Here is a 26,411-nt window from a genome sequence, read left to right on the forward strand (position 1 = left end):
GAGATATGAGAAACCTGAATGGCAGGTTCCTCATATTAGTCGGTGAGGGCGGCCTTGAATGGGCTGAAGCTGCTACTTTATTGGAGCGTTCGTAACTGGGTTGGGGGGCTTCACGAGCAGCGAGCAATGACAGGCCAGGAACTTCGCGCAAAGGCGCAATTTTTATGCCTGAAGTCGTTCAGGCCTTAGGTGATTGCCCTCTGTGTTTCTTGGATTTCGACGTCGGTGAACTGCCCTGTTCTGTATTTTGAGAGGCCGCCGTTTCACTGGAGCGTTCCCGCATGACCACACTGTGTACCCGGTGAGGCAGGACGCCGACTCGACGGGCCTCGATCTTGAAGGTAACCCGTGCATTGTCTTCGCTGTCCTCCCACTCATCGCGCACCGTACGACCTTCGACCAGCACGCGCATGCCTTTCTGGTACAGCGTGCTCCAGTGTTCAGCCTCACGGTGCCAGAGCTCAACCGGCGCCCAATAGCCGCCCCGATCTTCATAGCTGCCCTCGCGTGGGATGGGGTTGTCGAAGTACACATTCAACCGGAGCAATCGCCGTGGCTCGTCATTGCCTGAGGCGAATTCCTGGAACTCTGGCGCACTGCCTATATTGCCTTCGCCGACGAAAAAAGTACTCATCGTGTTTTCTCCACTGCGGGTGTGAACTGGCGCAGCAACTGTTCGGCACTGGCCATTTTGATCGCGCAGGTCGTAGCCTGGCGGTAGAGCGAATGCACCACACTCATCTGAAGGTTTAGTGCGATACGCGCGCATTCGAAACGGTGCAATTCCTCTCGTACGATCTGCGGCAATGCTTTGTTGGAGATCTGACGTTCCCAAACTGCCACACCCATGCGAGAAAAATCACGGGTGCGCCAACGCAAAAAGGTGCTGCCCGCACTGGTCTTCTGCAGCACCAATCGTATCTTCAATAGCGAGTACCGCGGTTCCCCGGCTTGCTGCACGACAGCCTCCATCAGGCGACATAACTGCGCCTCGATTTCCCTCGCCACCTGCGCCAGGTGCTCCAACTCCCCCTTACCCTTAAAAGGTTTTAAAAGGCCTTTTAGGGAGGCTGCGTGTTCGAGCTGTCGATAGGCATCCGGTGTCAACGCTGCGAAGGGCATTGGTTGAATCAAGATCATGGGATTCATGCATCAGCCTCCGGCTCATCTACGCTCACAGACGGGCCGTCCACTACGTCTGCCAAAGCGTCAGCGTCATCCACTGCTACAGCACCACGGCGAATGATCGGCGGCGCAAATTGAGAACGGCGATGACCCTCAAGGATGTCCAGCGGGGGCAATCCATACTTCTCCACGGCCGCCAGGGCGCGGGCATTATTTGCGGCCATATCATCGCGCGTAACGCCGGTATGTCGATAACGTTGCGCCTGACCGAACAGGCTGCGTAACAGGTGGGCACCTTCGTCGATCCAGGCTTCCATGTCTCTTCGGCCGATCAAGGCGGTGTGATGGGCCAAGAGGGTATGGCGGACCAGCGTGTCGTAGTCGGTCAGTAGGTAAACCGCCAAAAAACCCAGTTGGCTGCCGATATACAACGGCAAAGTAACGGGGTGGATGTTGAGATTGTCCCCCATGTCGATTTGTGTTGGCAGGTCCTGTCTGACCCTGTCCAGCTGTTGGGTCAGTTCTCCCATCCCAGCCTTTGCCTGCATCAGTTTTTCTTCGAGCTGCACGATGGCCCAATCGGCGTAGGGATCGTCATGGGCCGCAGTCTGTTTGATAAGGTTGGTGACACTGATGTAACCGGCCATACCCATGATCGAGTGGACGCCTTCGCGTGCGGCTCGACCTTGCCAGATACGGGCTGCATGGTGGGTATGCAGGGTAAGGGTGATGCTGCTGCGCAATGAACCCAGATTGAGTTGATAGTGATCGGCCATGGTGTTGTCCTCGCATAGGCTTGGACGGGAAGTTGCGACAGATGAGGGGCAAGGGCAGCCAAAAAGCTGAACGCGGTCTGTTCGGTTTGATGAGAAAGAGAAAATACATAACGTTTACGTTTAGTTGAGTACGTCCCGGTGTTCCTCTAAAAGCTCCATGGCTCGGTCCGACATTTCGTAGACTGGAGCTCTATGGATTTGATGCCACTGGCATCAAATCTATTGAGTTCCACCGCGTCCACGCAGTTGGCGCAGCTCATTCAGACACGCTTGGGCGAGGGCTGATGCGGGTTCGCCCTTTTTCCGAGTCCGCCGCGAGGGAGCGGGTGGGGGCGGCTCTGCGACGGGTGCCGGTTTGGCCTGACTTGCCCAAGGACGAAAGTCGCCTTTCAGCGCACGCTGGATCAGGCCCATCAGATAGGCCGCCGGCTTGCGTATACCACCGGCCGCAAAGCGTGCCCCCGCTTCGTTAAGCACCGCCTGCTGATCCGTTGGGTTGAGCTTGTTCAGCGCCACGGCGACGGCCTGACGCTCGCTTGGGTTCAGGTGCAGCGCAGTGGGCCAGTGCAGGTTATCCACCGCTGTGGTCGCGCGCGGTACAGTACAAATACTTTCTTTTAATACAGTACAGGCGGCGTTCGGATTCCGAACGGTGCTGGAAACATTAGCGTTCAAGCATGATTCGGAATCCGAACGAGGGCTTGCACGATTCCGAACGTGGTGATCTTCCGCCCGTTCGGAATCGTGGAATGCATCACCGTGTGGCTGATCCAAGCCTTGCTGCGTCCACTGTTCGCCCCAGCTGTCGAGCCGCGTCGGTAACCGACCCCGATCAATATTCGTGTCCTGTCGGACCTCCTCCGCGATGTGCTGAGCGACAATCCTCACGGCCTTCGTCGCATGACCGAGAGCATGTCCGACCAGTTCTAGATAATCCGGATCCAGCTCCATGGCTTCGGCGGGAGTTAACGGTTCATCGTGCAGAACGTACAAAGAACCTTGCAGTCGCCCGCTGATTTGATCGCGACCGCGGCTCACCAAACTGAGCCAGCGAGTCAGCCTAAGCATCGTCAACACTCGAGCAATGGTTTCTCGCGAGGCTGACGCAGCGTAGGGCGCGCTCGAGAGGTAAGGCTGCAAATCCTCATAGCGCGGCGTGACCACGCCCTGACCTTGTAGCATGATTCGAAATACCTGCCAGGCATTTCGCTCCAATGGCGTCAGCCGATTGTCCAATAGCAGCCGACGTGGGACGACTTCGTGTGATTGGCCGCTAAACAGAAACCCAGCTTGTAGGGACTGATTTGAAGGTTGGTCAGCGGTTGGATGTGCTGGCCAGCGTTCATTCAACTGCTGGGTGCACTGTTGCAAGACACGCTGCCAACGACTGGCAGGCGCAGTCATCATGTTCCGTTGCTGTACTGATCGATCTGCTGCCAAACGACGGTCAAGCTGATCTGTTGCTCTTCGGCCAGCATCATCATGGCGTCAAGCTGATCCTCGGTGCCCTCCTGGGTGCGTAATTGACACCAACGCTGCCAGAGCGAGTGCTCTTGCGCTTCGTTCAAGTGCTGAGGTCGGCCCTTGCGGGTTTCTATTTTGAGCAGACGCCGGCGCATGGCGGTTTCCGAATGCGCCAAACCGAAACATTGGTACATGATGGTGCTGCTGGCACCCAGCTTAAGAGCTCTATTGATCAAGCGCTCGTTCTGCTCGTCACGGCCGGCTTGTTCGATGAGTCGGTGGAGCACAGCTGAGTCGATTTTGACCTCGACCCAGGATACGGTCGCATGTGCCAAGCGCGACAGCGTGGCGGGCGGTAAGGATTGCAGCACGTAGATGTCATCCTCGCTCAGTCCGAGGGCTTTGCAGCGTTGTAGATTACCCAGACGCAGCTCGTGCAGCACCTGGGTCAGCATGGCCTGGTTCAATACATGGAAAGACAGGTTCATAGCGTTTCCCTCGGTGAGTCGTCTTCGGCGCAAAGCGTTAAGTCGATGAGGCGACGTGCCAGGCGGATCAAGCGAAACAGTTTGATTAACAAAGGGTCAGGTAGTCGCTCTAGTCCGATATCTACGGGGGGATGATCTGTTAAAGGCAGTTGATAAATCCCCAGCAACAATTGGCCGAAGAGGGCTGATGGCAGTTGCTTGCGGTCTTCCCAATTGACATCGTCTTGAGCGCGCAGCAGGGCGAGTAGCAGGAGGTGAACACCAATCGCTCGAGGCGCTGCTAGATCTCCTTGATCGATGTCGAGTGTAAAACCTAAGCCACTGGTCTGATCAATGATGCTCTCGGGGTACCCGGCGTAGGCCGCCATGCTTCGCGCAAGTCCGGCGATCTCCAAACGCAGCTGCTGGGGGTTATCCAATGTAGGTGCAATGGTCCAAACGTCATCGGTCGCTGAGGCCTCGTCGGTCAGCGCCACTTCGGTAGTCGTCTGGTAATTGATTTGTTCACGAATCTGTTGGACGCGTGACGGAGGGCTGACGGCTGTTGTGACATTTGTCTCAGGCGTCTGCCGCTCCACTTGCGTGGAGTCGCTGTGAGAGCTGACTGTATTTGACTCAGACGCAAACGCCGGCGTGGTGGACTGGGACCTAGGGGCGACTGGAGCCGGGTCTTGGGAGGCAGGTCCTGCCGCAGCTTCCTTAGGTTCCCGCAGGGGGCTGCTCTTTGAGGGTGTAACGACATCGCTAGGAGGGGTGATGACCCGTTGCGGGTCGCTCAGTTCTAACGCCAGCATTCGGTAGGATTGACCCAGTAGCCGACTCATGCGCTCAAGAAGTTCGGCCTGTATTTGCTCAAGATCGAAGGAGTCGGGCTCGGTGTCGAAGTTGCCCAAGGTATCAAGCCAAAATTCCGCGAACGCAACTGCGGCGGTTGGGTAGCGGTTCCAGGTCCGTTCTGCCTGGCTACGCAGTGCCATCAGGCGCTCGATCTGAGGCTTACCCAGCCCGGCATATAGGATTTGTGGAATGGCGGGTAGTAGGTATTCAAGTGCGTCAAGCATCCGGCTGATGTGTGACTGCGAGATCGGATAACCTCCGGCGGCAAGGCGGCGTGCTAGCTCTCGTTGTGAAAGCGCAGCCCCCTCAGGTTCAAGCATATTTTTTATTTTGGCTACGGCAAGAGCACGCTCAATGAAGGTGAGTTGACCGTGCAGATCGCTTTCTGCTAGGTGCCCGAGGAGGGTGGTGATTTCATCGCTCCAAGGCCTGAACAGACAGTGGATGCGGAAGAAACGTTCGTCGTGAGTTTCCTGCCACAGCTCGCCGAGAATCGCCAAACGCGTATTTCCACCGTTGCGGATGATGAAGTTGGTTTCTCCTGGACGACGGGTAATTTGAGGTGGTTGATCCAGCCCGCGCTCACGAATCGAGGCCTTGATATCGTCAAAAAGCGGGTTACGGATGAAGCGCGGATTATGTTCGTAAGGCCGCAACTGCTCCAGAGTGACCAGCATCGGTGTGTCGATTAGGGGATCAGACAGCCGCTCCAGTTCTGGACCCCGTTGGAAATGCCCCTGACGAAGCTTGCTGGTGACCTCTTCTTGGCTGAGCTTCTTCATTTGTAGTGCCTCGGTTAACGCCAGTCACGCAGATGGTCACCCATCTCGAACTTCACAAGTTCGGCAGTGCTGGAACCATCGAAGTGTTTGCAGAGTTCCGCGAGAAACCAGCCCATGGCCGGACGTCCATCCTGCAGGCGAAAGACCACGGTGCAGTACTCCTCGTAGATGTGATGGTGTGGCCGAATTGGCGGCTGAACGATGATGGGCTGTTGACTCAACATCAAAGACTCCTCTCCAACTATTATTAGTACTCAGGTCAATAGAACAAAAACGACCGGGCTAGAAAGACTCGCGTGTTGATTCCTCCCAGGCTCGACTCAGCGTAGAAATTTCTTCACGCCATTGCGGAAACAACTCGATGGCTAGCGATTGCATGGTTTGACGTGCTGATGGAGAGCGTTGTTGATGTGACCGACGCTTCTCGATTCGATGGGCCGGTAACCCAAGAGAAGCAGCGTTGAGATACACCACTCGGTCGGGAACTACGTTAGCTAGTACAGAGATGTTGGTCACCTTAGCGAAGCTTTCACGCAGTCCATGGATGATCATCCGGCTGTCCACCCGATTGGCGTTCACCTGGTTAAGTAGTAGCCGTAAGGGGGGCGGTGAAACGCCCAAGTGACTAAACGGTTCGAGCTCACTGAGCAGCTTCAAGGTACCGCGGCGCAGTTCGCGGGCCGCGAGCATTTCCGGAGTGATAGGGGAAAGGGCGAGATCGGAGGCCAATAGGGCCATCTCCAGCAGGACGCTGCGTGCACCCTGTGTGTCGATCAACAGCAGGTCATAATGGGGGCGCAATATGCCAAGCAGATTGCGCAGCCGCAATCGCCCATCCGGTGCGTGTAGTAATAGCAAGCTAAGTCGGCCTTGGTCATCGTTGGATAGGATCAGGTCAAGTCCTGCAATCACTGTTTTGGAAATGAACTGCTCGGGGATTGTTAAGTTGAGCGCGATGAACTCGTACGCCCCCACATCAGCCTTCTGACTCAAGGCGTAATAGCTGGAGAGGGTGGGTTGGCTATCCAGATCAAGCAGCAGAACGCGCAGACCCGCATCTGCCAATAGGCCGCCAAGGTTGGCGACTATCGTGGTTTTACCCACGCCTCCTTTGGTGGAGACCACCGAAATCACACGCATGGCATCAGGCCTGGTTATCTAAGCGTTCAACGACCCACTGCTCAATCTCCAGCGAGTCCCAGCCGACCGCACGCATGCCAATGCGTTTAGCCTGAGGAAATTTACCTTCCTTCATCAAGTTGTAGATGTGGGCACGCTTGAAACCGGTTTTACGCTCCACCTCGTCGCGCCGCATGATATGACGTTCGATTTGTTTTGGCGGTGTAGCAACGGTGGGGGAGGATTGGTGGGACATGGTGGTCACTCCTAGAGCCAGATGGCGTTGGGTGGGAAGTGACCTGGATTCAATACCAGAAAATGCTGTCGGTCATTGCAATGCAACGTCGGTGATTGCAGTGCAACCCTCATCTTTTGGCTTGGGCGAGACTACGTTTGGCGGCCGCAAATTTCTCGTCCAACGATCGCTTGCTAAGCCCCGGTACTCCGTCGTAATGCGCGGTTATAGAGTCGACGATAGAAGCCTGGCTATCGAAAATAGAGTGCTTTCTTCCTGTTGAAGACGATCCCAGTATGGTACTTACCAGCGCTCCAATGACATTCAGGTAGCTCGCTTTACTTTGGTTACTGAGCTGCTCTTTGTTTTCGGCAAGCATGCGCAGATTTTCGCGCTCCAGCCCAGCTGCTTTTAGCTCATCGATCAGCGTTTGGAGATGCTTCTTGGTTGCCTTTAGCTGCACCTGTAAGGCGTCCCGATCTGCTTGCAATATCAAGTAGGTGCTGTAATGGATAGCAACTTTATCCGCTGTAACTTGGCTGAAAAGGAAGGGGGGGCGCTGATCTGGATGGTAGTGAAACATCCACCGCTTTAAATCCGAATGCCTGACGGTCAGTAATTTAATATCGACGGGAGTACCTGGTGCAACCGTAGTTCCCAGAGCTCCGTAAGGTAGTTCGTGGTTTCGGATGGCATCCAGAATTTTTTCCATTTTGATGTGCAAGCAGGGCCATTGTGGAAAGCCCTGGATAATTCGCCCTGGGGTCTCCCATGCTGACTCCAGAATCTGAGCCTCATGAGCAATTAAATCGCACCAGCGTATTGCTGCTTCGATTGGACTATAAAACAGCTTTTCGATCGAGCCGAAGGTATTGCGGTCGTACATAGAGGTCGCCTTGTTATCAAAGGGCAGACCCGCTAGGTAATGTCTAAAGATCCAACACTTGACCTAGGCTTCCATGCGGTTGCTGTCCTATTTTCCCTGATAAGTTGCAATTTCTGTGGTCCTGATGCTGTTTTTCAGGTGTTTTTGTAGGGCGCTATTCGAAGATTGCCGAGCCGTTCCCTCACAGGACGGTTTGGGCGTCACAAAGCAACACGAACGATTGATACGATACCCGTAAATATTGTTTGACACGTCAGTAGTCCGTCGTACCGGCTGAAGCACTCATCAACGCCATCCACCGTCATGACAATTCTCGAGGCGCTGATTCAGGTGCCGACCTTGTTCGATGTCCAATACTTCGGAAACCATCAGACCGCACAAAAAACCTTGCATTTGATGATATATGTTTACCATTCCCGCATGATGTAGGGCTTCCCAGCGATATGCTTCGACCTGAGGTCGCAAAAGTGGCAGATCTTCTCGAGGGTCTACCAACCTGCACAAGTCATCAAAAAACTGATTGGTGGCGCCTTGTAGGGGCTCAAGCATGAATTGCCCTCCTTCTCGTTGATACCCGACCCAGAGCGGAAAACTGGCGACCATGGAGATTCGCGCAGTCTAGAGTCGAGCCGCGATCTGCTGCTGTGTACCACCATAATCACTATGCATTTTTGACGCCGTCCTGTCTCTGCCTAGAAGGTTTTTTACTCAAATAGGAAGCAGGGAATTCATAGTAGGTCGCACATTTGCTTTCGAAGAAATGAGCTTGCCGCTACCAAGCGACCCAAACGAATGGTGCTATTTTGAGGTACAGCCCAGCATGGGTAGTGAATAGGTGTGTAGACGGTATTAGTGGTCGATGAGGTTAGGTGAAGATCCTTCTTCTGATAGCTAGCTAGCGTCTTGAAATCAACGATCCAGCACTAAAGTTGCCGACCGGTCTTGGCAGCCGAGGCCTAAGACGACAGCTGCAGGAGAAAAACGCCATAGCCCCAAAGGAGAAAATGCTTATGGCGGAGAGCCACCAGAGCTAAAAGTAGGATCGACCCAATTTAAGCACGTGGCATCTAAAACGAATTTCGCGTTACGTCTACCCGTAGGCTGTCATTTGATTATCAAGATTGTATGAAGGGGCGATCAATTATTTATTAAGGGCTGGATATTCAGAGGCCTGGGCGATGAATGGCCGATCAGATTGCGGTCAGCATTCGAATGCGAGCTTTTGGCAAAGACTTGAGCTTGATCACTAGACATTAATTTGCTGGCCGGGGGAGGCGGTTGGAATCTTAAGCATACCGACCCGGTCTTGGCCCAGATCTACTGTAGATCAACATGAGCCTGTTTAGGGCGCTATGAGTCTGAGAGCTCCTAGTGCCAGCGCAGCCATTCGCCACGCCGCCGCAATATTTAACATGTGTGTGTCTTTGGTTATATGCTATTTCTTTATAAATCAATTAGTTAGTAATTTTGGAAAGGCTGAAGTTAGTCGTAAATCAGCACCTTGACGAAATATTGACAAAAGCTCGACCGATTATTCAAAAGATCGAGATAGTTTAGAGGCCATGATCATAAAAAGAGGTGTTGTGATGGCCCAGATGTCCAAGTTCGAGCGCTCGCTTATTATTAGCAAGTTTGAGTTGTACGCCGAACGGCTTGCCGAGCTAGCGTTCGATCTTAAGCGTTCTAGCCAACCACACAATGGTGTGGAGCTTATGGCCCAGGTGGAGCAGTTGATAAATTTAATTGATAGCCTTAAGGCGATAGATATCGATTAATCTGCGTGTTGCGCTCAGCTTACGCCTTGTCGTTTCGAGGTCATTTTAAGATTCTACGCGTCGCTGGTTTACCTTTTGTTAGGGTAAGCGCCGGCCAAGTCACCTACCTAAGCTAAAGGTTTGTGGTTGCTGCATGAGATCGAGTACCAGGAGGACTACCGTTGCTATTGAGCATCGAGCGGATCGCACTGTGAGTGCTACGCCTGTAAGCATCCTGTTGCCTGTCCATCTGCACAGCGCTTTTTTCAGCTGGGAGAAGTGCGAGTGTCTCCTCAAGCCTAAAGCTGTCGGTGCTGATCTGTCTCTCCTAGAGTATCAAGTCCTAGCCGGACGCTTACGTCAAGATGAGTTGGCCGTACGCTTAATTGTTAGGCCCTGTACTACAGGGTGCAAGTGTTGGTGACAATGGTTATCTAATAGAATGCATTCGCATGCATGCAACGGTTAGCATTTTTGGGTAAATGTTCGCCGAACAAGCCTAGCGTAGTTAAGCGGAGTGTCACTCGATCGGGATCGTCCTGTTCTAGTCTCTGAGTCTCTGAGCAATGTGGGGCGGGCGGGTAGGCGAAAAAGGCCGGCAGTTGGTCGGGGGCCACGATCTCGGACTCAAACTGGTGATTGTATTAGGCCGTTACTGCGCAGCGGCAAACCAGCGGCAGCGATCATGAGCTTGATCCAGTCTGCACGGCTGGATGGGCATGAGCCGTATGCCTGTTTGAAGGGCGTTCTCGCGCGTCTACCGACGCAACGGGCAAGTGATATATTGTAGCTATTGCCCCATCGGTGGTGCGTTGGCAGCATACAGTAACTGTTGCCCCCCCATAAAAAAACTCCGGTGCTAACATTTACAGTGAAACTCTTCGGAATGTTTCAGGATAGTCGAGTACAAGGCTGTGCTCATCCACTTCGAGATCAGCAGTAAATGCCCGAAAAAATCCCTCATATCGGTACTGTCGATTGAGTATTAGACACCTATAGCGTTGCTGGGCAGACCTAGGTAATAAATCACCTGTAACTTGGGCAAGTAAAGGAACATACGCTACAACGATATCTTCACTAGCCTGCTCCCGTAATTTGAGGCGCTTGATAGGCAGCGTGTTCGTTGCAGGTGTCACGCCGATATCGACATCCAAACAACCCGCTAATGATGGTATTGGCTCGTCGCGAAGCAGATCGTGCCAGCGCCCCTCGCCATCAGCGCTTACGTGCATACGTGGGCCGCTGACATACTCGACCCGCACCTCGCGTGTGCGGAAAAGAGCGTCAGTACGGACATAGTAGTGCGCACCGTAATCTCCTTCGCGAGTACCGATGACAACGCCTTCAAGGATTGAATGATCACCACCCTCAAAAAACGAGCAATGATCCAGGCCATGCCCGTCCCAATCGCACCATTGAGCAACTGTCTTCATCCGTTTCTTCCTTTGCGGAGCGTGTTAGCAATGTTACTAGGTGAGCGTAGCTTGCAGCGTAGAGAGGCTCATGGGTTTGATCCTATCTCCGCGTCTGAACTTAGATGATACGTATGGGGCGCCGCAGGAATACCGCGCACAACTGGCGAGAAGTAATGCAAAATTACTGCCGAAATTCGTTATCGATAAAGCACGCAAAGTGAGTCGGCTGGTCGCTTACCGCCCTTTCCCTCCGAGCTTGGCCTATCTGTGAGCCATCGGTCGCATCGAAAATTGGACGCGACCGACGCCCGCTGTCGCCTATCACCGGCCCGGGGAGGGCGTTATGGTGGAGCGCTTTCGATTAAGCGCTTGCTGCAAGTCTATATGTGGTGTTCTTTTTCCTTGTTGGTAATCCGCTCCCCGATGCTGCCTGCGAAAAGTAGGTCATACAATACCGGGATCAACCCTAATGTGACTAAGGTGCCTAGCGCCAAACCGCCAATTAGCGTAATCGCCATGCCTGTCCACAAAGGGCCGGCGAACATCATCAACGGGATCAGTCCGACAATGCAGGTCAGTTTGGTCATCAAGATCGGCCTTAGCCGTTCTACGGCTGCCGTCAGTACAGCATCATGACGGGATTGGCCTTCGGCGACACCCACCTCAATTCGCTCCAGCAGCAAGACCGCGTTATTCACAATGATCCCTGCCAAGGACAGTAATCCAAATGTCGCCATAAATCCAAACGGATAGCCGGTTACCACCAATGCCAGTGCGGCGCCAATAAGTACAAATGGGATGCTGGCGACGATGATCAGCAGTTTTCGGAACGAGTTGAATTGCCAGACGAACAGTAACAACATCGACAATACGGCAACTGGCATATATTGCACTAACGACTCATTGGCCTCTGCGGACTCCTCCATTTCCCCGCCAATTTCAATGTGATATCCAGGTGGAAGTTTAAACTCTGCCACCTTCGGCGCAATCTGCGCGACTAGGGTCGCCGCCGTCAGATCGGGATTACGGCCTGAGATGGTAATGGTCCGATTTAAATTCCGACGCTGAATCGCAGAGGGCTCTGAACTGAGTGTCACCTGCGCTACAGCAGCCAGCGGAACCGGCGAGCCGTTCGCTTGCGGATAGATCAATGTGCTACCCACGTCTTCAGCTTGGTCACGCTCAGTCGTCGACCCACGTAGCATGATGGGCACCGTCGTGTCATCGTCATGGATCTGAGACACCTGTGCGCCTGAGTACCGAGTCTGTAGCGCTTGAGCGACATCGGCGCTGGTCACGCCAGCGCGTCGGGCGCGCACCTGGTCAACCACCACTTCGTAACGTGAGATTCGAGCATCCCAATCGTCCTGCACGTTGACCGTGCCTGGCAGGCCATGCAAAGCCTTAGCTATATGGTCGGCCGCTGCACGTAATACGGTCTCGTCCGGTCCGCTGACGCGATAGACCGCCTTTCCAGATTCGGTAGTGCCAAGGGAAAATCGTTTTGGCTCAGCACGCACTTGCGGGTAGGTCTCAAGCATATGATTGCGCACGCGCGCGATCACCGCATCCATGTCGCTACCTTGGCGCACACTGATGGTGAAGTAACCGGCGTTCGTCGCAGGCAGCGGTGGATTCAATCCCAGTACGATACGTGGGCCACCGTCTGAGACGTAGCCGATGCTGTCGACAATTTCTGGATTTTCCTGGTCATTCGCTAGCCAGTTGCTGATGTCCTTGACGGTCTGCAGTGTCTTACGAGAATCGGTACCCGGTTCTAGCGTCAATGGCATCTGAAATTGCAACCGATCTGACTCAGGCAAAAAACTGTAGGGGAGGGACGCGAGTACCGCAACGGCTCCAGTCAGCATAACCAGCATCACGGCAATGAACATCAGTTTATGGAGCATGAGCGCTTGGATAACGCGTCGATAGCCCCGATACAATTTTGAATCGTAGGCAGCCTCATTATTGGCTGCTGGGGCGTGAGCCTTGGCAAAGTAAAGGCACAACAAGGGTGTTACCGTCAGGCTCAATACCCACGACCCCAGCAGCGTTACAGCGAGCACTATCGGAAGTGATCTCAAGTACTCGTTTGTGCTGGTCTGACCTAGGAAAAAAGGTGAAAACGCCAACACAATAACCAAGGATGAAGTCAACAGTGGAATGGCTAACGTACGCCCTGCCTCTATGCAGGCGGAGCGGCGCTCCTCTCCAGCCTGAAGACGTCGTTCAATGTCTTCGGCAATCACAATGCCGTTATCCACCAGAAGTCCCAGGGCGATGATGATCGCTGCGATGGACACCGTTTGCAGTTCGACCTTCAGAGCGCTCATAACAATTAATGACCCGAGAATGGTTAGCGGCACGATTGCCCCCACCACAAGCCCGGTGCGCCAGCCGAGGAATAACATCACCACAGCCATCACGATAATGACCGTCTCGGCCATCACGCTGTTCATCTTGCCCATTTCACGCTCAACCACGTCGGCCTGGAAGGTCACGACGTGTTGGGAAAAACCGGCAGGCAGTTGCTTGGCGATTTCGTTCAATCGTTGACGTAATTGGAGGCCGAAAGCTGCAATGTTCTGGCCGGATGCCATCGAAACGGCAAGTACGACGGCCGGTTGCCCTTCATAAATTGCCGCCGTTTCCGGCGGATCGGCTGGCATCAAACGAACGTCTGCCAATTCACCCAATGCCACAACTGTTGTGTCATTGCCCCTCGGTGCGGAGATTAGAAAGCGACGCAGGTCGTCCAGAGTACGCATTTCACCGGTAGTCATAACGGTGAAAGCCGATCCGGAAACAGAGGGCAGTCCTCCAGGTGTCACAACGTTTTGAGTACGCAGTTGCTCCAGTACAGCGTTGGGACTTAGCCCGAGGCCAGCCAGGCGCTGGCGGTCAAATTCGAGGTAGATGCGTTCTTCTTGCAAGCCGTATATAGAGACACGTTCAACACCTGGTAAAGCGTAGAGCTGCTCACGAGTATTTTTAAGCTGCTCGCGTATTTCGCTCATGCTAAAACCGGGTGCCGTGACTGCGACTGACGCTACCGCCACGCGGCCGAAATCATCATCGACAAACGGCCCGAGGGTGCCCTGCGGGTATCCTGCAGCTGCCTCGTTCGCCTTAGCGCGTACCCGCTGCCACAGCGCGCTAAGATCTTTGACCTGGTCGTAGGCCGTGATCTGAATCATTGCGCTTCCGGGGCGCACAGTTGTGATGATCTTTTTGATGCCCGCCAGTTCACGTAACTTTTCTTCGGTCGGTCTGGCTAGCAAATTTTCTATGCGCTCTGCCGGCATACCCGGGAAGTAAATTGCGACAAGCGCGTCACGAATGGTGATCGTTGGCTCCTCTTGAGAGGGGAACCGAAGAAACGTTAGTACGCCGCCTATCAAAATCAGAAGTGCGGTAAATAAAGTCAGCCGGCTCGCGCCGAGTGCGCTTCGCGTCAGGTTCATAAGGCTTTGTCTCGGCCAATGTGGGTGGCGGGTTGATACAGACGCACCTCCTGACCTTCAACCAGGAATGCGGCGCCTGCAACCACGACGGTTTCGCCGACGGCAAGGCCTTCATGTACAAGCACTCGACCGTTCTCCACCGTTTCGGGGGTGACCTCACGACGGCTGACTTTGGAGGTCCTTGGGTCATACACAAAGACACTCGCTTGTTTGCTCTGCGTTTGTGGGAGAAGTGCTGTCACCGGTACAGAGGGTGATTGTGCTTGCGCTATTGGCAACGTAATTAGGACTGCCTCGCCGCTTCGCAGCTCGCTGTTAGGCTCGACGGGACGAAAGATGGCTTGTACCAGCGCGCCATTTTCCAAGCGACTGGACAGGCTTTCCAATCGGATGGAGACAACTCGCGTGGGGTTTGTATTTGTATAGGCTGACGCGACATCCCCAGGCTTGAGTTTAGTGACCAATGTCGCGGGAAGCATACCGACGACTTCAGCCTTCTCGGCGCCCTCAATCTGAAGCACGCTTTGCCCCGCTGTCACATCTACGAAGGGCTGAACTGAACGAGCGACTATGCGTCCATTAAATGGCGACACAATGGCGCTGGTGCGCACGGCTCGACTGGCCAGGGCCTCTGTTGCCTTTGCGCTGTCCAACTGCTCGTTGGCACTCAGGTAGGCCGCACGCGCACCAGCGAGGGTAGCGGGTGAGATCACGCGATCATCAAACAATGCTTGTTGCTGGCGAAAATTCAGCTCTCGTTCAGCTTTTTGCGCTTTTGCAGCGCTCACATCCGCACGGGCTTGTTGTAGTTTAAGTTGTGCAGGCTCTGGATCCAGCCGTGCGAGTGTTTGTCCGCGCCGAACCGTATCGCCAACATCCACGGCGATGGAAGCTATACGGCCTGAACCTTCAAAACTCAGATCAGCGCGTTGTTCAATCCGGATCCGACCCGTAATAGGGAGGCGATTGCCATCGCTATCACGCACGGTTTCAACCTTCACCGAACGAGGTGGGGGTTGTGGGGGCGGTGTTGAACGACCGCATCCAGCAATTAGACTTAACATCATTATTAAAGGTACAAGAGGCGCGCGAGGGGCATGGATCACGACATGTATTCCCGATGTTTGATAGTTGAGCGGCTGCCGTCTAGCAGGGTCAGAACGTATAACTAATGGAGGTAACGGCGCTCACAGCGCCTTTGCGTTCGATTAGAGGGCTGTCCTCAACTTTTCCGCCCAATTCCGATGCGGTTACCAGCACATACGTTGACCAGTTTTCGTCAAATTTATGAGTCCAGTTCGCGTTCAGAGCATACTGATTCAGGCCGCCCCCAGGGGTAAATGCAGTAAACCTCGATTGCTGAGATTGCTGGCCAGTTACGCCGAAATAGGCCTGGTTGTAGCGATGATCGGCAGCTCGGACGTCAAGCCCAAGCACAATGATGTCTCTGGACTGGTTCAATACCGTCGCTTCGAGCCCGGCGCGATAGCGTGTGCCCCTTTCTCCACCATCCAGCGCAAATTCGGCTTCGCCATTGACCGAGAGCCACGGCATCACTTGCTGACTTAGATACAGAATACTGGTTGCTGTGTTGTTGACTTCGCCCATGCCTGAGAGTCGGTTAGACCCAGGCCTGAAGTCGTTATTGCGATCATCCCTGCCAGCGTCGTAGAAAAATGACTGACTGATGTAGAAGCCGGAAGGCGACTGCCATTGCAAGCCTAACCCTCGGTAGGTATCAACAAAAAAAATGCCACGGCTTAGCGAGAGCACCGGGACCGGCACACTTCGGTAGTCCTTTGAGCCCATGTAGCGGGGCCCACCCGCAACACCGACACCGATGCTAGCTTGAGTTTCGCCACCAAAGATGCTGTCGGCAATTGAGGCCGTTTCAGCCTGCACTTGAAGCGCCAACGGCAAGGACATGACCGAACCGTAGAACACGTGGGCAGCTGAGCGTCGTAATGCGTATGCAGAAAGTTTTTTCATGATTTTTTTCCTAACGTTGCTGGAGCGTTCATGCTTACGCCATAGAAGGCGTGGAAAAGAGCGATACGATTAAGGGCTAAGTCCCGTTGCGCGAAAATACCGTCGATGCGGGTTTGGTGGAGCCGCAGGCGTGCCGACAATAGCCGCGGTTGGTCCTCCCATCCCGCGTCGAAGCGCGCAGTCGCTCGCCGAACACGTTCATCCTCTGTGATCCCCAGTCCACGCTCGCTACGCACTCGTTCAATCAGCGCGGTGCGGGCAATGAGCGCATCGGATACTTCTCGGAACGCTGATTGCACGGTTCTTTCGTAGTCGGCCACTGCCGCCTCTTTACGTAGCTGGGCCAGATCGAGATTGGCGCTGTTGCGGCCATAATTGAAAATGGGCAGTGTGATTTGAGGAATGAAGGTCCAAACGCGGCCACCTGCATCGAACAGGTTTCCCAGACCATCGCTAGCAGTACCCAATGAGGTACTCAACGTAATTGATGGAAAGAACGCGGCTCTCGCCGCGCCGATGTCAGCATTGGAGGCCCGCAGTTGCTCCTCCGCCTGAAGGATGTCGGGACGTTCCAGCAGTACCTCAGAAGGCAACGAATTTAGCCAGTCGAGCGACTCATTCGGATTGGCCAACTCTTCGACCTTTCCTGCGGGGGGCGCGCCGGCGTAGCCAGTCAGCAGCTGCAGCGCATTTCGTGCGCCAGCCGAGTCGGTTTGAGCCTGCTGCATGCTTGCGTGTGAGTGTTCGGTGTCGCTGCGTTGCAGGTTCACTTCATCTTCAGATAATGTCCCAACGTCTCGTTGGCGTTCGGCAAGATTGAGCAGGGTCAGCGTATCGAGATATGCGTTTTGCAGTTGCTGTGCTTGAGCCGCAGCTGCGCGATCAATGACGTAGGCACGTAGGACTTCTGAAATAAGAGCACCGCGAAACGCGCGCTGTCCTTGAGCACTTGCCAAATACCGATGCCTGGATGCGTCGGAAAGGCTGCGGACCCGACCGAAGAAATCCAGCTCGAAATCCGATGTACCAATGGTCGCAGCACTCAATTTCTGTCCGTAGCGAGCGTCGAGGCTGGGATCATTGAATTTCTGACGGAAGCGTTGGACTGAGGCATTCACGCTGGGCAGCTGTTGTGCGCGATCAATGCGATTTAGCGCGCGTGCTTGTTCGACCTGGAGCGTCGCGACTTTAAAGTCACGATTGTTAGCCAAGGCACGTTCGACGAGCGGGACAAGATCATCGCTTGTCGAAAACGCCGTAAGGAAAAGGCGCTCCTGGGTAGAGAGCGGTTCCGATCTTCCTTCCGGAGCCTTCGAGGTGGGAACCGTCGAAGTATCAAATCTTGCAGGAATCGATGTTTCAGGTCGCTGGTACGTTGGAGCCAGTGAACATGCAGATAGACTGATGACTACAGGGAGCAGCACCCCGAATACGAGTGTCCCACCGCGTCGGAAGAAACCGGTCTGATTCTCTGTTGGTAAGAAAGTAGCCATCAACTCAACCATTCGCTGTTATCTTGGAAATAGATGGTTGCATATGACTTTCAAGAAACGTTGCGGAAATTATCAAGGTTTCATCAAGAGGCTATTATGGTAGGCAAAAAGGTGCTGGTGGTTGAGGACGACGCCTTAAGTGCAAACACGCTCGAGGCATATCTTCGTCGTGATGGGTTTGAGGTGGCTATCGCCGAGGATGGCGAGCGCGGTGTAGAAATGCATGCCCGTTGGAGACCGGATTTGGTCCTGCTGGATGTGATGCTGCCTAAACTTAGTGGTACAGAAGTTCTTTCAATCATTCGCCGTTTGGGAAATACACCCGTAATTATGGTGACTGCGATTGGTGATGAGCCAGAAAAATTAGGTGCACTTCGTTACGGGGCAGATGATTATGTAGTTAAGCCTTATAATCCTAAGGAGGTGGTTGCCAGGGTAGTGGCAGTTCTTCGTAGAACAGATGCCGGCGTCCTTGCGCCAAAAAATCAACTTCGAGACGGTTCCCTATTGGTTGATCTCCAAACATTTACCGCGCATGTAGAGGGAGGAAAAATGGGGAGCGCATTGTTGGATCTAACTCCGACTGAATTTAATTTATTAGCAACCTTGCTCCGTGCCCCATTCAAAGCATTTACGCGCAATGAGTTGTTAGAGGCGTGCTTGCCTGAAAGTGGAGCTTTAGATCGCGTCATAGACACTCATATTCACAATCTTCGCAAGAAGTTGGAAGTGAATGGTATAACTGATGTGTTGGTCACCGTCCGAGCCGTCGGTTATCGGTTTCGGAGGGCACAATGAAATTCCCCTTTTCGCGTAAAACTCGCTCGACACTTTGGTATTGGGTTTGCCTGCGCATGAGCTTGCTTGCACTAGGTGTAGTTTTCAGTATTGCATTTGGCATGTGGCTGCGATTCGCGATTTGGGACTACACGACGACTCAGCAGATCCCCGCGTCGGTACGGCCCGAACTCGAAGAACTTCGCGCAGATCCAAATTACAATCAAGCTCGATTGTGGGAGCTATTTCAACGTTATTATGACGTAGGAGACTTTCTCCCAGGTATGGCAAACCGTGATTGGTGGTGGCTTGCACTATTTGTCATGGTCTCAATTCCGGTCGTGATTTTAGGTGGCTTATTGGCTTCTCGGCCATTGTCTCAACAATTTTCAGATGTTGCCCGCGCTGCCCGCAAAGTTGCACAGGGGGACTTTTCGGTACGGGCGCCAAGTGTCCCTGGTGCTCCCGCCGAGCTTAGAAAACTGGCGAAAGACTTCAACAGGATGACTGCGAAGCTTGAGCAGTATGAGCGCGAGGTTCGTGTGTCCAGTGCGGTGCTCGCCCATGAGCTTAGAACTCCGCTCAATGCAGCGATGGGGCGCGTGCAAGGCATGCTGGACGAGGTGTTCCCCAGTGATCCTCAACAGTTAATGCTGGTTAAAGGTCAGCTTGACCAGCTGAATCGACTGGTGGGTGATTTGCATTTGTTGTCTCTGGCCCGGGCTGGCCAGTTGGCCATGGAGAAATGCCGGTTTTCCGTGAATGAGCTGATTTCTGAGCGCCTTGAATGGGCTGCGCCTCAGATTGTCGCTGCGGGTGTTGTGGTGCAGGTTAATGCTGTACGTGAATTCACGCTGATGGCTGATCGAGATAGGATTGGCCAGGCGTTGTCGATTCTGATTGACAACTTGCTGCGCTATGCCGCTCAAGGTAGACATTGCGAAGTGACAGCAAGTCAGTTTGACGGTGCTTTTTTTTTGGTTGTCGCCGATAGAGGCCCAGGAGTTGAGGAGGATCAGCTATCACGCATGTTTGACCGTTTCTGGCGAGCTGAAAGTTCTCGCGCCCGGCCTTGGGGCGGTACGGGGTTGGGGTTGTCAATTGCCTCGGCGATTTGTGAGGCACACGGCGGTAATATCAGTGCGTCCAACCGCGAGGGTGGGGGCTTGGCTATTCAAATATCAATCCCGGCGCTTAATTGAGAACCTCCACACGGTGATCGTGGCGTTCGCCGCGCACTGCCTCAGCGAGTATTGCTACATCTTGATAAAATCTTGATATTTTCTGAATCGTTTATTGAAAAGCGCAGTGTAGCCTTGCCCTGTGCTTTTCAAATTAGACCATTGCTCCTCGTTTACTGACAGCTTGTGGGTTCCTGGTTAAGAATCTTTGAGTGTTCTATACGTTTACGTAGTTATTCAGTAAGAGTGAATGGTGTGTCGAACCCACGTTTAGGAAAACTTACATGCAGCAAAATTCTGACTGGATTATCTGTGAGCATTGCGATTTAGTTTTCGAATCTGTAATGCTGGAACCTGGTCAGACCGCGTTTTGCACACGGTGCGAGGGAGTGCTTCAACAGGGTTCATCATTTACGATTGAGCAATTGTTTGCCGTCTCTATCGCCAGTGCGCTTTTGTTCGTCTTTGCCAACGTGTTTCCTGTCATAGATGTGAGTTTTGAGGGGGTGGGTAATCAGGCGACACTGTGGTCTTCGGTTTGGGCATTAGCGCAAGGCGAAGTTACCCCGATCGCTTTTGTGGCTGGGTTATGCATTATTTTGGCTCCGGGTCTGCAAATCGCTTTACTGTGCTGGTTGCTTGGATTTGCTAACCGACATCGACGTGCGCCTGGTTTTGAACGCTGCATGCGACTGTTAGTGGATTTAAAACCTTGGAGCATGCTCGAGGTATGCTTGCTGGGTGTTTTAGTCGCGCTCATTAAACTGAATGGGTTGTTAGATGTTCAGCCAGGAGTGGGGCTATTGGCGTTAGTGTTGCTTTGCGTTATCAGTATTGTTGTAACCAATAAAAGCATTCAACGGTTATGGGGCGAGGCGCGCTACTTATGATGACTCGAAGTCCTCCAAGCGCCTCGGAACTACAATTGGTTCTTTGTCACACCTGTAAAAAGGCGTGCTCCATTGTCGCGATTATTTGCGATCGTTGTGGCGCACAACTTCACCACCGTAAGCCCAATAGTCTTATTCGAACGTGGGCGCTGCTCCTCACTGGAATGATTTTTTATGTGCCGGCTAATTTAATGCCGGTCATGCGTACTGATATTTTAGGTCATGGTCGTGACAGCACCATCATGAGTGGTGTGATCGAACTGTGGAAAAGTGGTGCTTGGGACATAGCGTTATTGATATTTGTAGCCAGTGTGGTAGTGCCGTGTATGAAGTTTCTTATTATGTTCCTGCTACTCACAAGCACCCAGCGCCGCAGCCGATGGCGCACATTAGAGCGATCTAATCTCTACCGCATTGTTGAACGCATTGGCTATTGGTCCATGCTCGATGTGTTGGTCGTCGCGGTGCTGGCTGCACTTGTACAATTTCAGTTATTGAGCAATATCGAACCCAGAATCGGGATCGTTTTTTTTGGCCTCGTGGTGGTCTTCACCATGCTGGCTTCTATGAGTTTTGATCCCCGACTTATTTGGGATTCTGAGGTAGAAAATGTCTGATCAAGTGAGTGTCAGTGCTAACCGAGCGCCTGAAAGGCCTCATGTAAAAGATCGAAGCAAGGGCTTCTCACTGGTTTGGTTGCTTCCTATAGTTGCGGCGTTGATCGGGGTATCGATGGCCGCGCATAACCTTCTGTCAGAGGGACCAGAAATCCAAGTCAGTTTTTCGAGTGCCGAAGGTCTGGTGGCGGGCAAAACTCAGGTGAAATACAAAAATGTAGTCATCGGCCAAGTCGCTAATATTTCTTTGAGCGATGATCGTGATCACGCTGTGGCGACTGTTCAATTAGAGCGTTCAGCTAAAGCGTTTACAGCTCAAAATTCGCGTTTTTGGGTTGTTCGACCTCGCGTCGGTGCACAGGGTATTTCGGGCATCGATACGCTTTTGTCGGGCGCTTTTATTGGCGCAGATCCCGGTGAATCAAGTGAAACTAAGGTGGCTTTCAAGGGATTGGAAAGTCCGCCGCCAATTACCTATGGGCAGAAAGGGACGCGTTTTACATTGAGCGCGGATGATCTTGGCTCGCTTGACATTGGTTCTCCCGTTTACTACAGACGCATCGAAGTCGGGCAGGTTGTCTCTTACCAGCTGTCTGTTGATGGCAAAGGTGTCGAAATTGAAATTTTCATTAATGCACCAAATGATAAATTTATCACCTCTGGAACTCGATTCTGGAATGCCAGTGGGGTAGACGTAAGTTTTGGCGCAGAAGGGCTGAAGGTTAATACCCAGTCAGTCGCATCCATCGTATCGGGCGGCATTGCTTTTATGGAACCGCCCTATGGTGCCGATGCTAAAAATACTGAAGAGCGTAGCGCCTTCCCGTTATTTAAAGACCAAGCAACTGCTTTGGCTCCACCAGATGGTGAGCCCTTCTTCATTCGAATGCATTTCGATCAGTCAATGCGTGGTTTAGCGGTAAATGCGCCTGTCGAATTCTTAGGCGTGAACATTGGAAAGGTTGTGTCTACCGATCTGGACTTCAATCCTTCAACCAATAGTTTCGCGGTTATGGTTGGCGCGGTTATTTACCCCCAGCGCTTAGGCCAGGCTTATGACCAAATACTAACGGCGTATGGTACAGGCGAAGATGAAGATGGTAAAAAGTCAGCACAGTTAATATCAGCATTCGTCAAAGAGGGGCTGCGTGCTCAAGTTCGCACTGCAAACTTATTAACGGGGCAACTTTATATTGCACTTGATTTCGTTCCAAATGCTCAGCCTGTACGTTTCAATTTAGCCGCTCGTCCTATGGAAATGCCAACGGTTCCCGGGAGCTTAGACAAACTGCAAGACCAGGTTCAGCGTATCGTGGAAACGATTAGTAAAGTTCCGTTCGAGCAGATTGCAGGTAACCTCAATAAAAACTTAGTAGAAATGCGTAAGACATTGCAGCAGGTCAATGGACAGGTACTGCCGCAAATGCGTGATGCGTTAGGCCAGACGCAAAGAACGCTGACCATAGTCAATGAGAGTTTTGCTGAGGACTCCCCACAGCGCCAGCAATTTGGTCAGGTGATGGATGAAGTACAGCGTTCTGCACGATCAGTGCGTGTACTTAGCGATTTGCTGAGTCGACACCCAGAAGCGTTGATTCGCGGCAGAGTGAAGGATGGGCAACCTGATGGTATTCGCTCCAGCAATTCCTCGTCACCCGCCCTATCTTCGGAGTCATCTGAGTGAAAATAGGTTTTTATGTCCTCGTAGCGTGCTTAACACTGACTGCTTGCAGCTCTGCGCCCACGCATTATTACACGCTGATGCCTGCAACGGATTCACCGACCACCCAAACAGTGGCGCCGTTTCAGTATGAACTGACGACCGTTAACGTACCGGCTCAAGTTGATCAGCCTCAGATAGTTGTTCGTCAAGGAGAAAGTGGCGTCCAGATACTAGAGACAGAGCGCTGGGCCTCGCCCTTGGCAGATGAAGTGAGATCTGCGCTACGTCATCACCTAAGACTGCAGATGGGGCGGGCGGACAGGGCAGGTGTCGCCCGCGACTCAGGTTTGCAAAATGTGTCCATACAGGTCGACATGCGTCGTCTCGAGATGGTTCCAGGGCGCTATGCTTTAATTGAGGCAGTTTGGAGCCTGAGAAATACTGGGGGAGCTGGTCCACGCAGAAGCTTGAGCTGCACATCAGTGATTCGTCAGGAGGCGACCGCTGAAATGGGCGCGTTGGTTTTGGCGCATCAACAATTGATAAGGGAGCTCAGCGTCCGCATTGTTCAGACGGTGATACCTTGGATGGCAAGCTCGGACTACGCTTGCTCAAATTAAATCTTGGATTTCTACAAACTCTGGCTGTGCGGCGGCTACAGCAAATTAGCTAACGAGGAAACCGAATGAAACAGTGGATATGGCTTGTTATGGCGATAGTACTTGAGGTTGTGGCGACGCTCTCACTTCGCGCTGCGGTGGATAATCCTCAGTGGATCGTTATCGTTATCTGCGGCTATATGGGGGCGTTCGTAGCGCTTTCCATGGTGCTGCGAGAAGGAATGGCTATTGGCGTCGCCTATGGTATCTGGGCCGCTTGCGGAGTGGCGTTTACCGCCGTGGTGGCGCATATTTTGTTCAGAGATCCCCTTACCTGGATTATGGGACTAGGCATCGTTTGCATCATCGCTGGCGTCTGGCTAGTTGAAGCGGGATCTGTCGCATCTCATCGCAAAGTGGAGGAATGACAATGAGTTGGATCTACTTGATTGGCGCCATTTTGTTCGAAGTCGCAGGCACGCTCTCAATGCGTGCTTCAGATGGTTTTCGCCGTAAAGTATGGATTTTACCAGTTCTGGCTTCCTATTTAATTGCGTTTTCATTGCTCAGTTTGACTCTTGCTGAAGGGTTGAGTGTCGGAGTAGCTTATGGGATATGGTCTGCATGTGGTGTGGCCCTGACTGCAATTGTTGCGAACTATCTTTTTAAAGATCCACTTACTAAATTAATGGGGTTGGGTATTATCTTAATTGTTGGTGGGGTTTTGCTAATTAAACTAGGCGCTCAGCAGACTGGTTGATTGTGTCATGCTCGCAGTTAATGCTGGTCATGGGGGGTGCAGTAGGATAATTTTTCACTAGTACTACGCCTCTCGGAATCTCCCCTGGCGGTATTTTTATAGAAAAATCTAAAGTTATGGAAGAGTTAGATATCTGAGATTAAGGGGTGTAGGTATGAAAAGAGTCATCATGGCAACACTTCTGTTTTTATTTTTTTCCTCTGCCTCGCAGGCCGTTGAGTTGTACTCGTCTGTTGGTTCGACAAGTCAGGGCGGCCTGACTGCTCGCGCTGGTGTGAACGTGAATTGGGGCAGTTCATGGTTGCAGAGTCGAATGGGGAAACTTACAGGATATTGGGATTTCGGTTACACCTTTTGGGAGGCTGGTAGAAAAGCTGGTGCTAGACATTCCTTATCTTTTGCTCCCGTTTTCGTCTACGAGTTCGGCACCTCTCACATCAAACCTTTCATAGAGTTGGGGGTGGGTTTAGCCGTTTTCTCCGGAGGAGATGCAGGTGATAGGGCTCTGGGGTCCGCTTTTAACTTTGAGGATCGTCTAGGTGCTGGCTTGAAAATCGGTGAGACTCAAAAAGTTGGTGTTCGGGCAATACATTACTCAAATGCTGGGATAAAAGAACCGAATGATGGAATTGAGTCTTTTTCTTTATTCTATAGTCACGATTTTTAGTCCACCTATGCAAATGTTTTTAAGTTGTGCTGATCAGCCTGCTGGCTAAATTTATAACGTCTGATATCTGAAGTTTCTAGATGTAGTTTCTTACACAGTGATTGTTGTTTCGGCATTGTTCAATGCGAGGCGTGCGATCGCGCTGCATCTTGTTTTTTACGAGCGTTGGTTTTGTGTGTTCGCGCTATTTTTGCGCGAGACCAGGTGTATCAATCATTAAGGGCTAATATATGAATACTTCAAAGAGTGCGCGGCGTGCAAGTTTGGTATGTGGGGCTTCGCATAAAGTCTCAGATAAAATCCGTTATTTTGGGAAAGGCTGTTTTTTGATCGCGGCGGTTTTCGGTATTAGTGCGTGTGCCTCGCATACTCCACTAAAATCTGACCAGGCCACGTCTTATCAGGGCTTGGCAGCAAGCGGTGAAAACGAGATGTCGATTCCTCCCCAGCCAGCCGATTTTGGTCGGTATAGAGTGGCCGTGATAGAGTCGGTGCAGGTTGCTCCTGCCGTTGCCAAGGAAATATCTCCTGAGGTCTGCACAGAAATTTCAGACGTGCTGCGTGATGATATTAATGCGCAGATGCGAAAGAAGTTTGATTTGAAGGGTGACCCTACTACTGAGCCTGTTCTTCGTATAAAAATTCGTATTACACGAATTACAGAGGCATCTCCTGTGATCAATACCGTAACTTCCCTGGCCATAGGACCGCTACTGAACGGCGCTTTGGCTGTCGAATTGGAGGCGTTGGATGGCAATACTGGCGAGCAAAAGGCAATGTTGTTGTGGGCGGACTCGGGAGGACTTAAGGAGTTTTTTGGGAACTATAGCCGTACCTCCCACGCTCGTACGCTCGCTGGACGCTTTGCCGTTGATGCTACCTCGTTTATCTCTCCGTTGAGTAAACGCTGACGATGAGCCGATTAGGCGGTGAATTAATAATTGGAAAAGGTGGCGTGTGATAAAAATTTTCAATGATGATGTAAATACTGGCGGCCTCACACGTATTACTAGCAGGATGGCTGCTAGTGATACTAACAACAAAGATGTAGCAAAGTTACAGCTCTCTGGTGTAGCACCTGCCAGAGGTGCGAACAGTTCAGAAGCCGATAAAGAAACGAATAGGGGAGAGGGCAACTCTGGCGCTTCATCATCTGATCTAATGTCGCAATTGAAACGTCAGATAGCTGAGCTTCAAAAGCAGCTCCAGCAAGAACAACAACAGCTACAAAAAATTCAATCTAGCCAACAGGCTGCCGAGTTGAAAGCGGCCGCCGTTGGCGCTGTTCAGACTCAGATATCAAGCACGTCAGCAGCGTTACAGACTGTAATGGCTGCATTGTTGCAAGCTGTAAAAGGCGCTGGGAGTGAAAATTCTGGGAATATGGTTAACGTCACTGCATAAGAGAACGGCCACTCTCATTAGAG

Annotated in this window: 28 protein-coding genes and 1 pseudogene; 13 read left to right on the top strand and 16 right to left on the bottom strand. The window is 52.4% G+C overall.

Annotation, left to right across the window (positions count from 1 at the left end; all coding sequences use genetic code 11):
- Window positions 1–178: 178 nt before the first annotated feature.
- The 11 genes from GHO42_RS05925 to GHO42_RS05975 all read right to left on the bottom strand — a co-directional run bounded on the left by GHO42_RS05925 (window position 179) and on the right by GHO42_RS05975 (window position 8,261).
- The gene (locus GHO42_RS05925; RefSeq protein ID WP_153326036.1) at window positions 179–634 is read right to left on the bottom strand and encodes a single-stranded DNA-binding protein; all 456 of its coding nucleotides are present in this window, start codon (window positions 632–634) and stop codon (window positions 179–181) included.
- Window positions 631–1,149 (bottom strand): DUF3158 family protein, encoded by a 519-nt coding sequence (locus GHO42_RS05930; protein WP_153326034.1) that lies wholly within the window; start codon window positions 1,147–1,149, stop codon window positions 631–633. Before GHO42_RS05930 ends, GHO42_RS05925 begins: the two co-directional genes overlap by 4 nt.
- Window positions 1,146–1,901, bottom strand: a complete 756-nt coding sequence (locus GHO42_RS05935; protein ID WP_153326032.1) for a PFL_4669 family integrating conjugative element protein — start codon at window positions 1,899–1,901, stop codon at window positions 1,146–1,148. Before GHO42_RS05935 ends, GHO42_RS05930 begins: the two co-directional genes overlap by 4 nt.
- A gap of 219 nt (window positions 1,902–2,120) precedes the next feature.
- Window positions 2,121–3,308 (bottom strand): STY4528 family pathogenicity island replication protein, encoded by a 1,188-nt coding sequence (locus GHO42_RS05940; protein ID WP_153326030.1) that lies wholly within the window; start codon window positions 3,306–3,308, stop codon window positions 2,121–2,123.
- Window positions 3,305–3,853: a DUF2857 domain-containing protein gene (locus GHO42_RS05945; protein ID WP_153326028.1), complete on the bottom strand. Its 549-nt coding sequence runs from the start codon at window positions 3,851–3,853 to the stop codon at window positions 3,305–3,307. Before GHO42_RS05945 ends, GHO42_RS05940 begins: the two co-directional genes overlap by 4 nt.
- On the bottom strand, window positions 3,850–5,472 hold the full coding sequence (locus GHO42_RS05950; RefSeq protein WP_153326026.1) for a ParB family protein: 1,623 nt from the start codon (window positions 5,470–5,472) through the stop codon (window positions 3,850–3,852). Before GHO42_RS05950 ends, GHO42_RS05945 begins: the two co-directional genes overlap by 4 nt.
- A 14-nt stretch (window positions 5,473–5,486) precedes the next feature.
- A complete protein-coding gene (locus tag GHO42_RS05955; RefSeq protein ID WP_153326024.1) occupies window positions 5,487–5,696 on the bottom strand; it encodes a hypothetical protein in 210 nt (69 codons plus the stop codon).
- 58 nt (window positions 5,697–5,754) lie between these two features.
- Window positions 5,755–6,612: a ParA family protein gene (locus tag GHO42_RS05960; RefSeq protein WP_153326022.1), complete on the bottom strand. Its 858-nt coding sequence runs from the start codon at window positions 6,610–6,612 to the stop codon at window positions 5,755–5,757.
- A gap of 4 nt (window positions 6,613–6,616) precedes the next feature.
- Window positions 6,617–6,847, bottom strand: a complete 231-nt coding sequence (locus tag GHO42_RS05965) for an AlpA family transcriptional regulator (RefSeq protein ID WP_153326019.1) — start codon at window positions 6,845–6,847, stop codon at window positions 6,617–6,619.
- Window positions 6,848–6,956: 109 nt separating this feature from the next.
- A complete protein-coding gene (locus tag GHO42_RS25670; protein ID WP_178114900.1) occupies window positions 6,957–7,712 on the bottom strand; it encodes a hypothetical protein in 756 nt (251 codons plus the stop codon).
- A 285-nt stretch (window positions 7,713–7,997) separates the two neighbouring features.
- Window positions 7,998–8,261, bottom strand: coding sequence for a hypothetical protein (locus GHO42_RS05975; RefSeq protein ID WP_153326017.1), 264 nt, complete (start codon window positions 8,259–8,261; stop codon window positions 7,998–8,000).
- A gap of 1,037 nt (window positions 8,262–9,298) precedes the next feature.
- Between GHO42_RS05975 and GHO42_RS05980 the strand changes: the two genes are divergently transcribed.
- Entirely contained in the window at window positions 9,299–9,487 is a 189-nt protein-coding gene (locus GHO42_RS05980) for a hypothetical protein (RefSeq protein WP_153326015.1), read from the top strand.
- 634 nt (window positions 9,488–10,121) lie between these two features.
- Window positions 10,122–10,256, top strand: a pseudogene (locus GHO42_RS05985) (transposase domain-containing protein); the annotation flags it as partial.
- Between the two features lie 76 nt (window positions 10,257–10,332).
- Here the strand turns inward: GHO42_RS05985 and GHO42_RS05990 are convergent.
- The 5 genes from GHO42_RS05990 to GHO42_RS06010 form a co-directional block, all read right to left on the bottom strand.
- A complete protein-coding gene (locus GHO42_RS05990; RefSeq protein WP_153326013.1) occupies window positions 10,333–10,899 on the bottom strand; it encodes a putative glycolipid-binding domain-containing protein in 567 nt (188 codons plus the stop codon).
- A 362-nt stretch (window positions 10,900–11,261) separates the two neighbouring features.
- On the bottom strand, window positions 11,262–14,348 hold the full coding sequence (locus tag GHO42_RS05995) for an efflux RND transporter permease subunit (RefSeq protein WP_153326011.1): 3,087 nt from the start codon (window positions 14,346–14,348) through the stop codon (window positions 11,262–11,264).
- Window positions 14,345–15,415, bottom strand: coding sequence for an efflux RND transporter periplasmic adaptor subunit (locus GHO42_RS06000; protein ID WP_153384134.1), 1,071 nt, complete (start codon window positions 15,413–15,415; stop codon window positions 14,345–14,347). The genes GHO42_RS05995 and GHO42_RS06000 overlap by 4 nt, the downstream gene beginning before the upstream one ends.
- 88 nt (window positions 15,416–15,503) lie before the next feature.
- Window positions 15,504–16,337, bottom strand: a complete 834-nt coding sequence (locus GHO42_RS06005; protein WP_153326007.1) for a MipA/OmpV family protein — start codon at window positions 16,335–16,337, stop codon at window positions 15,504–15,506.
- Entirely contained in the window at window positions 16,334–17,842 is a 1,509-nt protein-coding gene (locus GHO42_RS06010) for an efflux transporter outer membrane subunit (RefSeq protein ID WP_218575995.1), read from the bottom strand. The genes GHO42_RS06005 and GHO42_RS06010 overlap by 4 nt, the downstream gene beginning before the upstream one ends.
- An 84-nt stretch (window positions 17,843–17,926) precedes the next feature.
- Here GHO42_RS06010 and GHO42_RS06015 point away from each other — a divergent pair, with 84 nt between their 5' ends.
- The 11 genes from GHO42_RS06015 to GHO42_RS06065 all read left to right on the top strand — a co-directional run bounded on the left by GHO42_RS06015 (window position 17,927) and on the right by GHO42_RS06065 (window position 26,388).
- Window positions 17,927–18,628 carry a response regulator gene (locus GHO42_RS06015; RefSeq protein ID WP_153326090.1) on the top strand — a complete coding sequence of 234 codons (702 nt, stop codon included), beginning with the start codon at window positions 17,927–17,929 and terminating at the stop codon, window positions 18,626–18,628.
- Complete coding sequence (locus tag GHO42_RS06020; RefSeq protein ID WP_153326005.1) at window positions 18,625–19,809, top strand: cell wall metabolism sensor histidine kinase WalK; 1,185 nt, start codon at window positions 18,625–18,627, stop codon at window positions 19,807–19,809. The genes GHO42_RS06015 and GHO42_RS06020 overlap by 4 nt, the downstream gene beginning before the upstream one ends.
- A gap of 263 nt (window positions 19,810–20,072) precedes the next feature.
- Window positions 20,073–20,678 (top strand): paraquat-inducible protein A, encoded by a 606-nt coding sequence (locus tag GHO42_RS06025; RefSeq protein WP_153326003.1) that lies wholly within the window; start codon window positions 20,073–20,075, stop codon window positions 20,676–20,678.
- Complete coding sequence (locus GHO42_RS06030; RefSeq protein WP_371926121.1) at window positions 20,675–21,295, top strand: paraquat-inducible protein A; 621 nt, start codon at window positions 20,675–20,677, stop codon at window positions 21,293–21,295. The genes GHO42_RS06025 and GHO42_RS06030 overlap by 4 nt, the downstream gene beginning before the upstream one ends.
- Entirely contained in the window at window positions 21,288–22,979 is a 1,692-nt protein-coding gene (locus GHO42_RS06035) for an intermembrane transport protein PqiB (RefSeq protein WP_153326001.1), read from the top strand. Before GHO42_RS06030 ends, GHO42_RS06035 begins: the two co-directional genes overlap by 8 nt.
- A gap of 77 nt (window positions 22,980–23,056) precedes the next feature.
- Window positions 23,057–23,578, top strand: a complete 522-nt coding sequence (locus tag GHO42_RS06040; RefSeq protein WP_153326085.1) for a membrane integrity-associated transporter subunit PqiC — start codon at window positions 23,057–23,059, stop codon at window positions 23,576–23,578.
- Window positions 23,579–23,643: 65 nt separating this feature from the next.
- A complete protein-coding gene (locus tag GHO42_RS06045; protein ID WP_153325999.1) occupies window positions 23,644–23,985 on the top strand; it encodes a multidrug efflux SMR transporter in 342 nt (113 codons plus the stop codon).
- A 2-nt stretch (window positions 23,986–23,987) separates the two neighbouring features.
- Window positions 23,988–24,317 carry a multidrug efflux SMR transporter gene (locus GHO42_RS06050; protein ID WP_153325997.1) on the top strand — a complete coding sequence of 110 codons (330 nt, stop codon included), beginning with the start codon at window positions 23,988–23,990 and terminating at the stop codon, window positions 24,315–24,317.
- Between the two features lie 154 nt (window positions 24,318–24,471).
- Window positions 24,472–24,984: an acyloxyacyl hydrolase gene (locus tag GHO42_RS06055; RefSeq protein WP_153325995.1), complete on the top strand. Its 513-nt coding sequence runs from the start codon at window positions 24,472–24,474 to the stop codon at window positions 24,982–24,984.
- A gap of 230 nt (window positions 24,985–25,214) precedes the next feature.
- Window positions 25,215–25,895: a DUF3313 family protein gene (locus GHO42_RS06060; protein WP_153325993.1), complete on the top strand. Its 681-nt coding sequence runs from the start codon at window positions 25,215–25,217 to the stop codon at window positions 25,893–25,895.
- A gap of 46 nt (window positions 25,896–25,941) precedes the next feature.
- Entirely contained in the window at window positions 25,942–26,388 is a 447-nt protein-coding gene (locus tag GHO42_RS06065; protein ID WP_153325991.1) for a hypothetical protein, read from the top strand.
- The last annotated feature ends 23 nt before the right edge of the window (window positions 26,389–26,411 follow it).

This window comes from Pseudomonas sp. FSL R10-0056, assembly GCF_009600105.1.
GTDB classification, from domain to species: domain Bacteria; phylum Pseudomonadota; class Gammaproteobacteria; order Pseudomonadales; family Pseudomonadaceae; genus Aquipseudomonas; species Aquipseudomonas bubulae.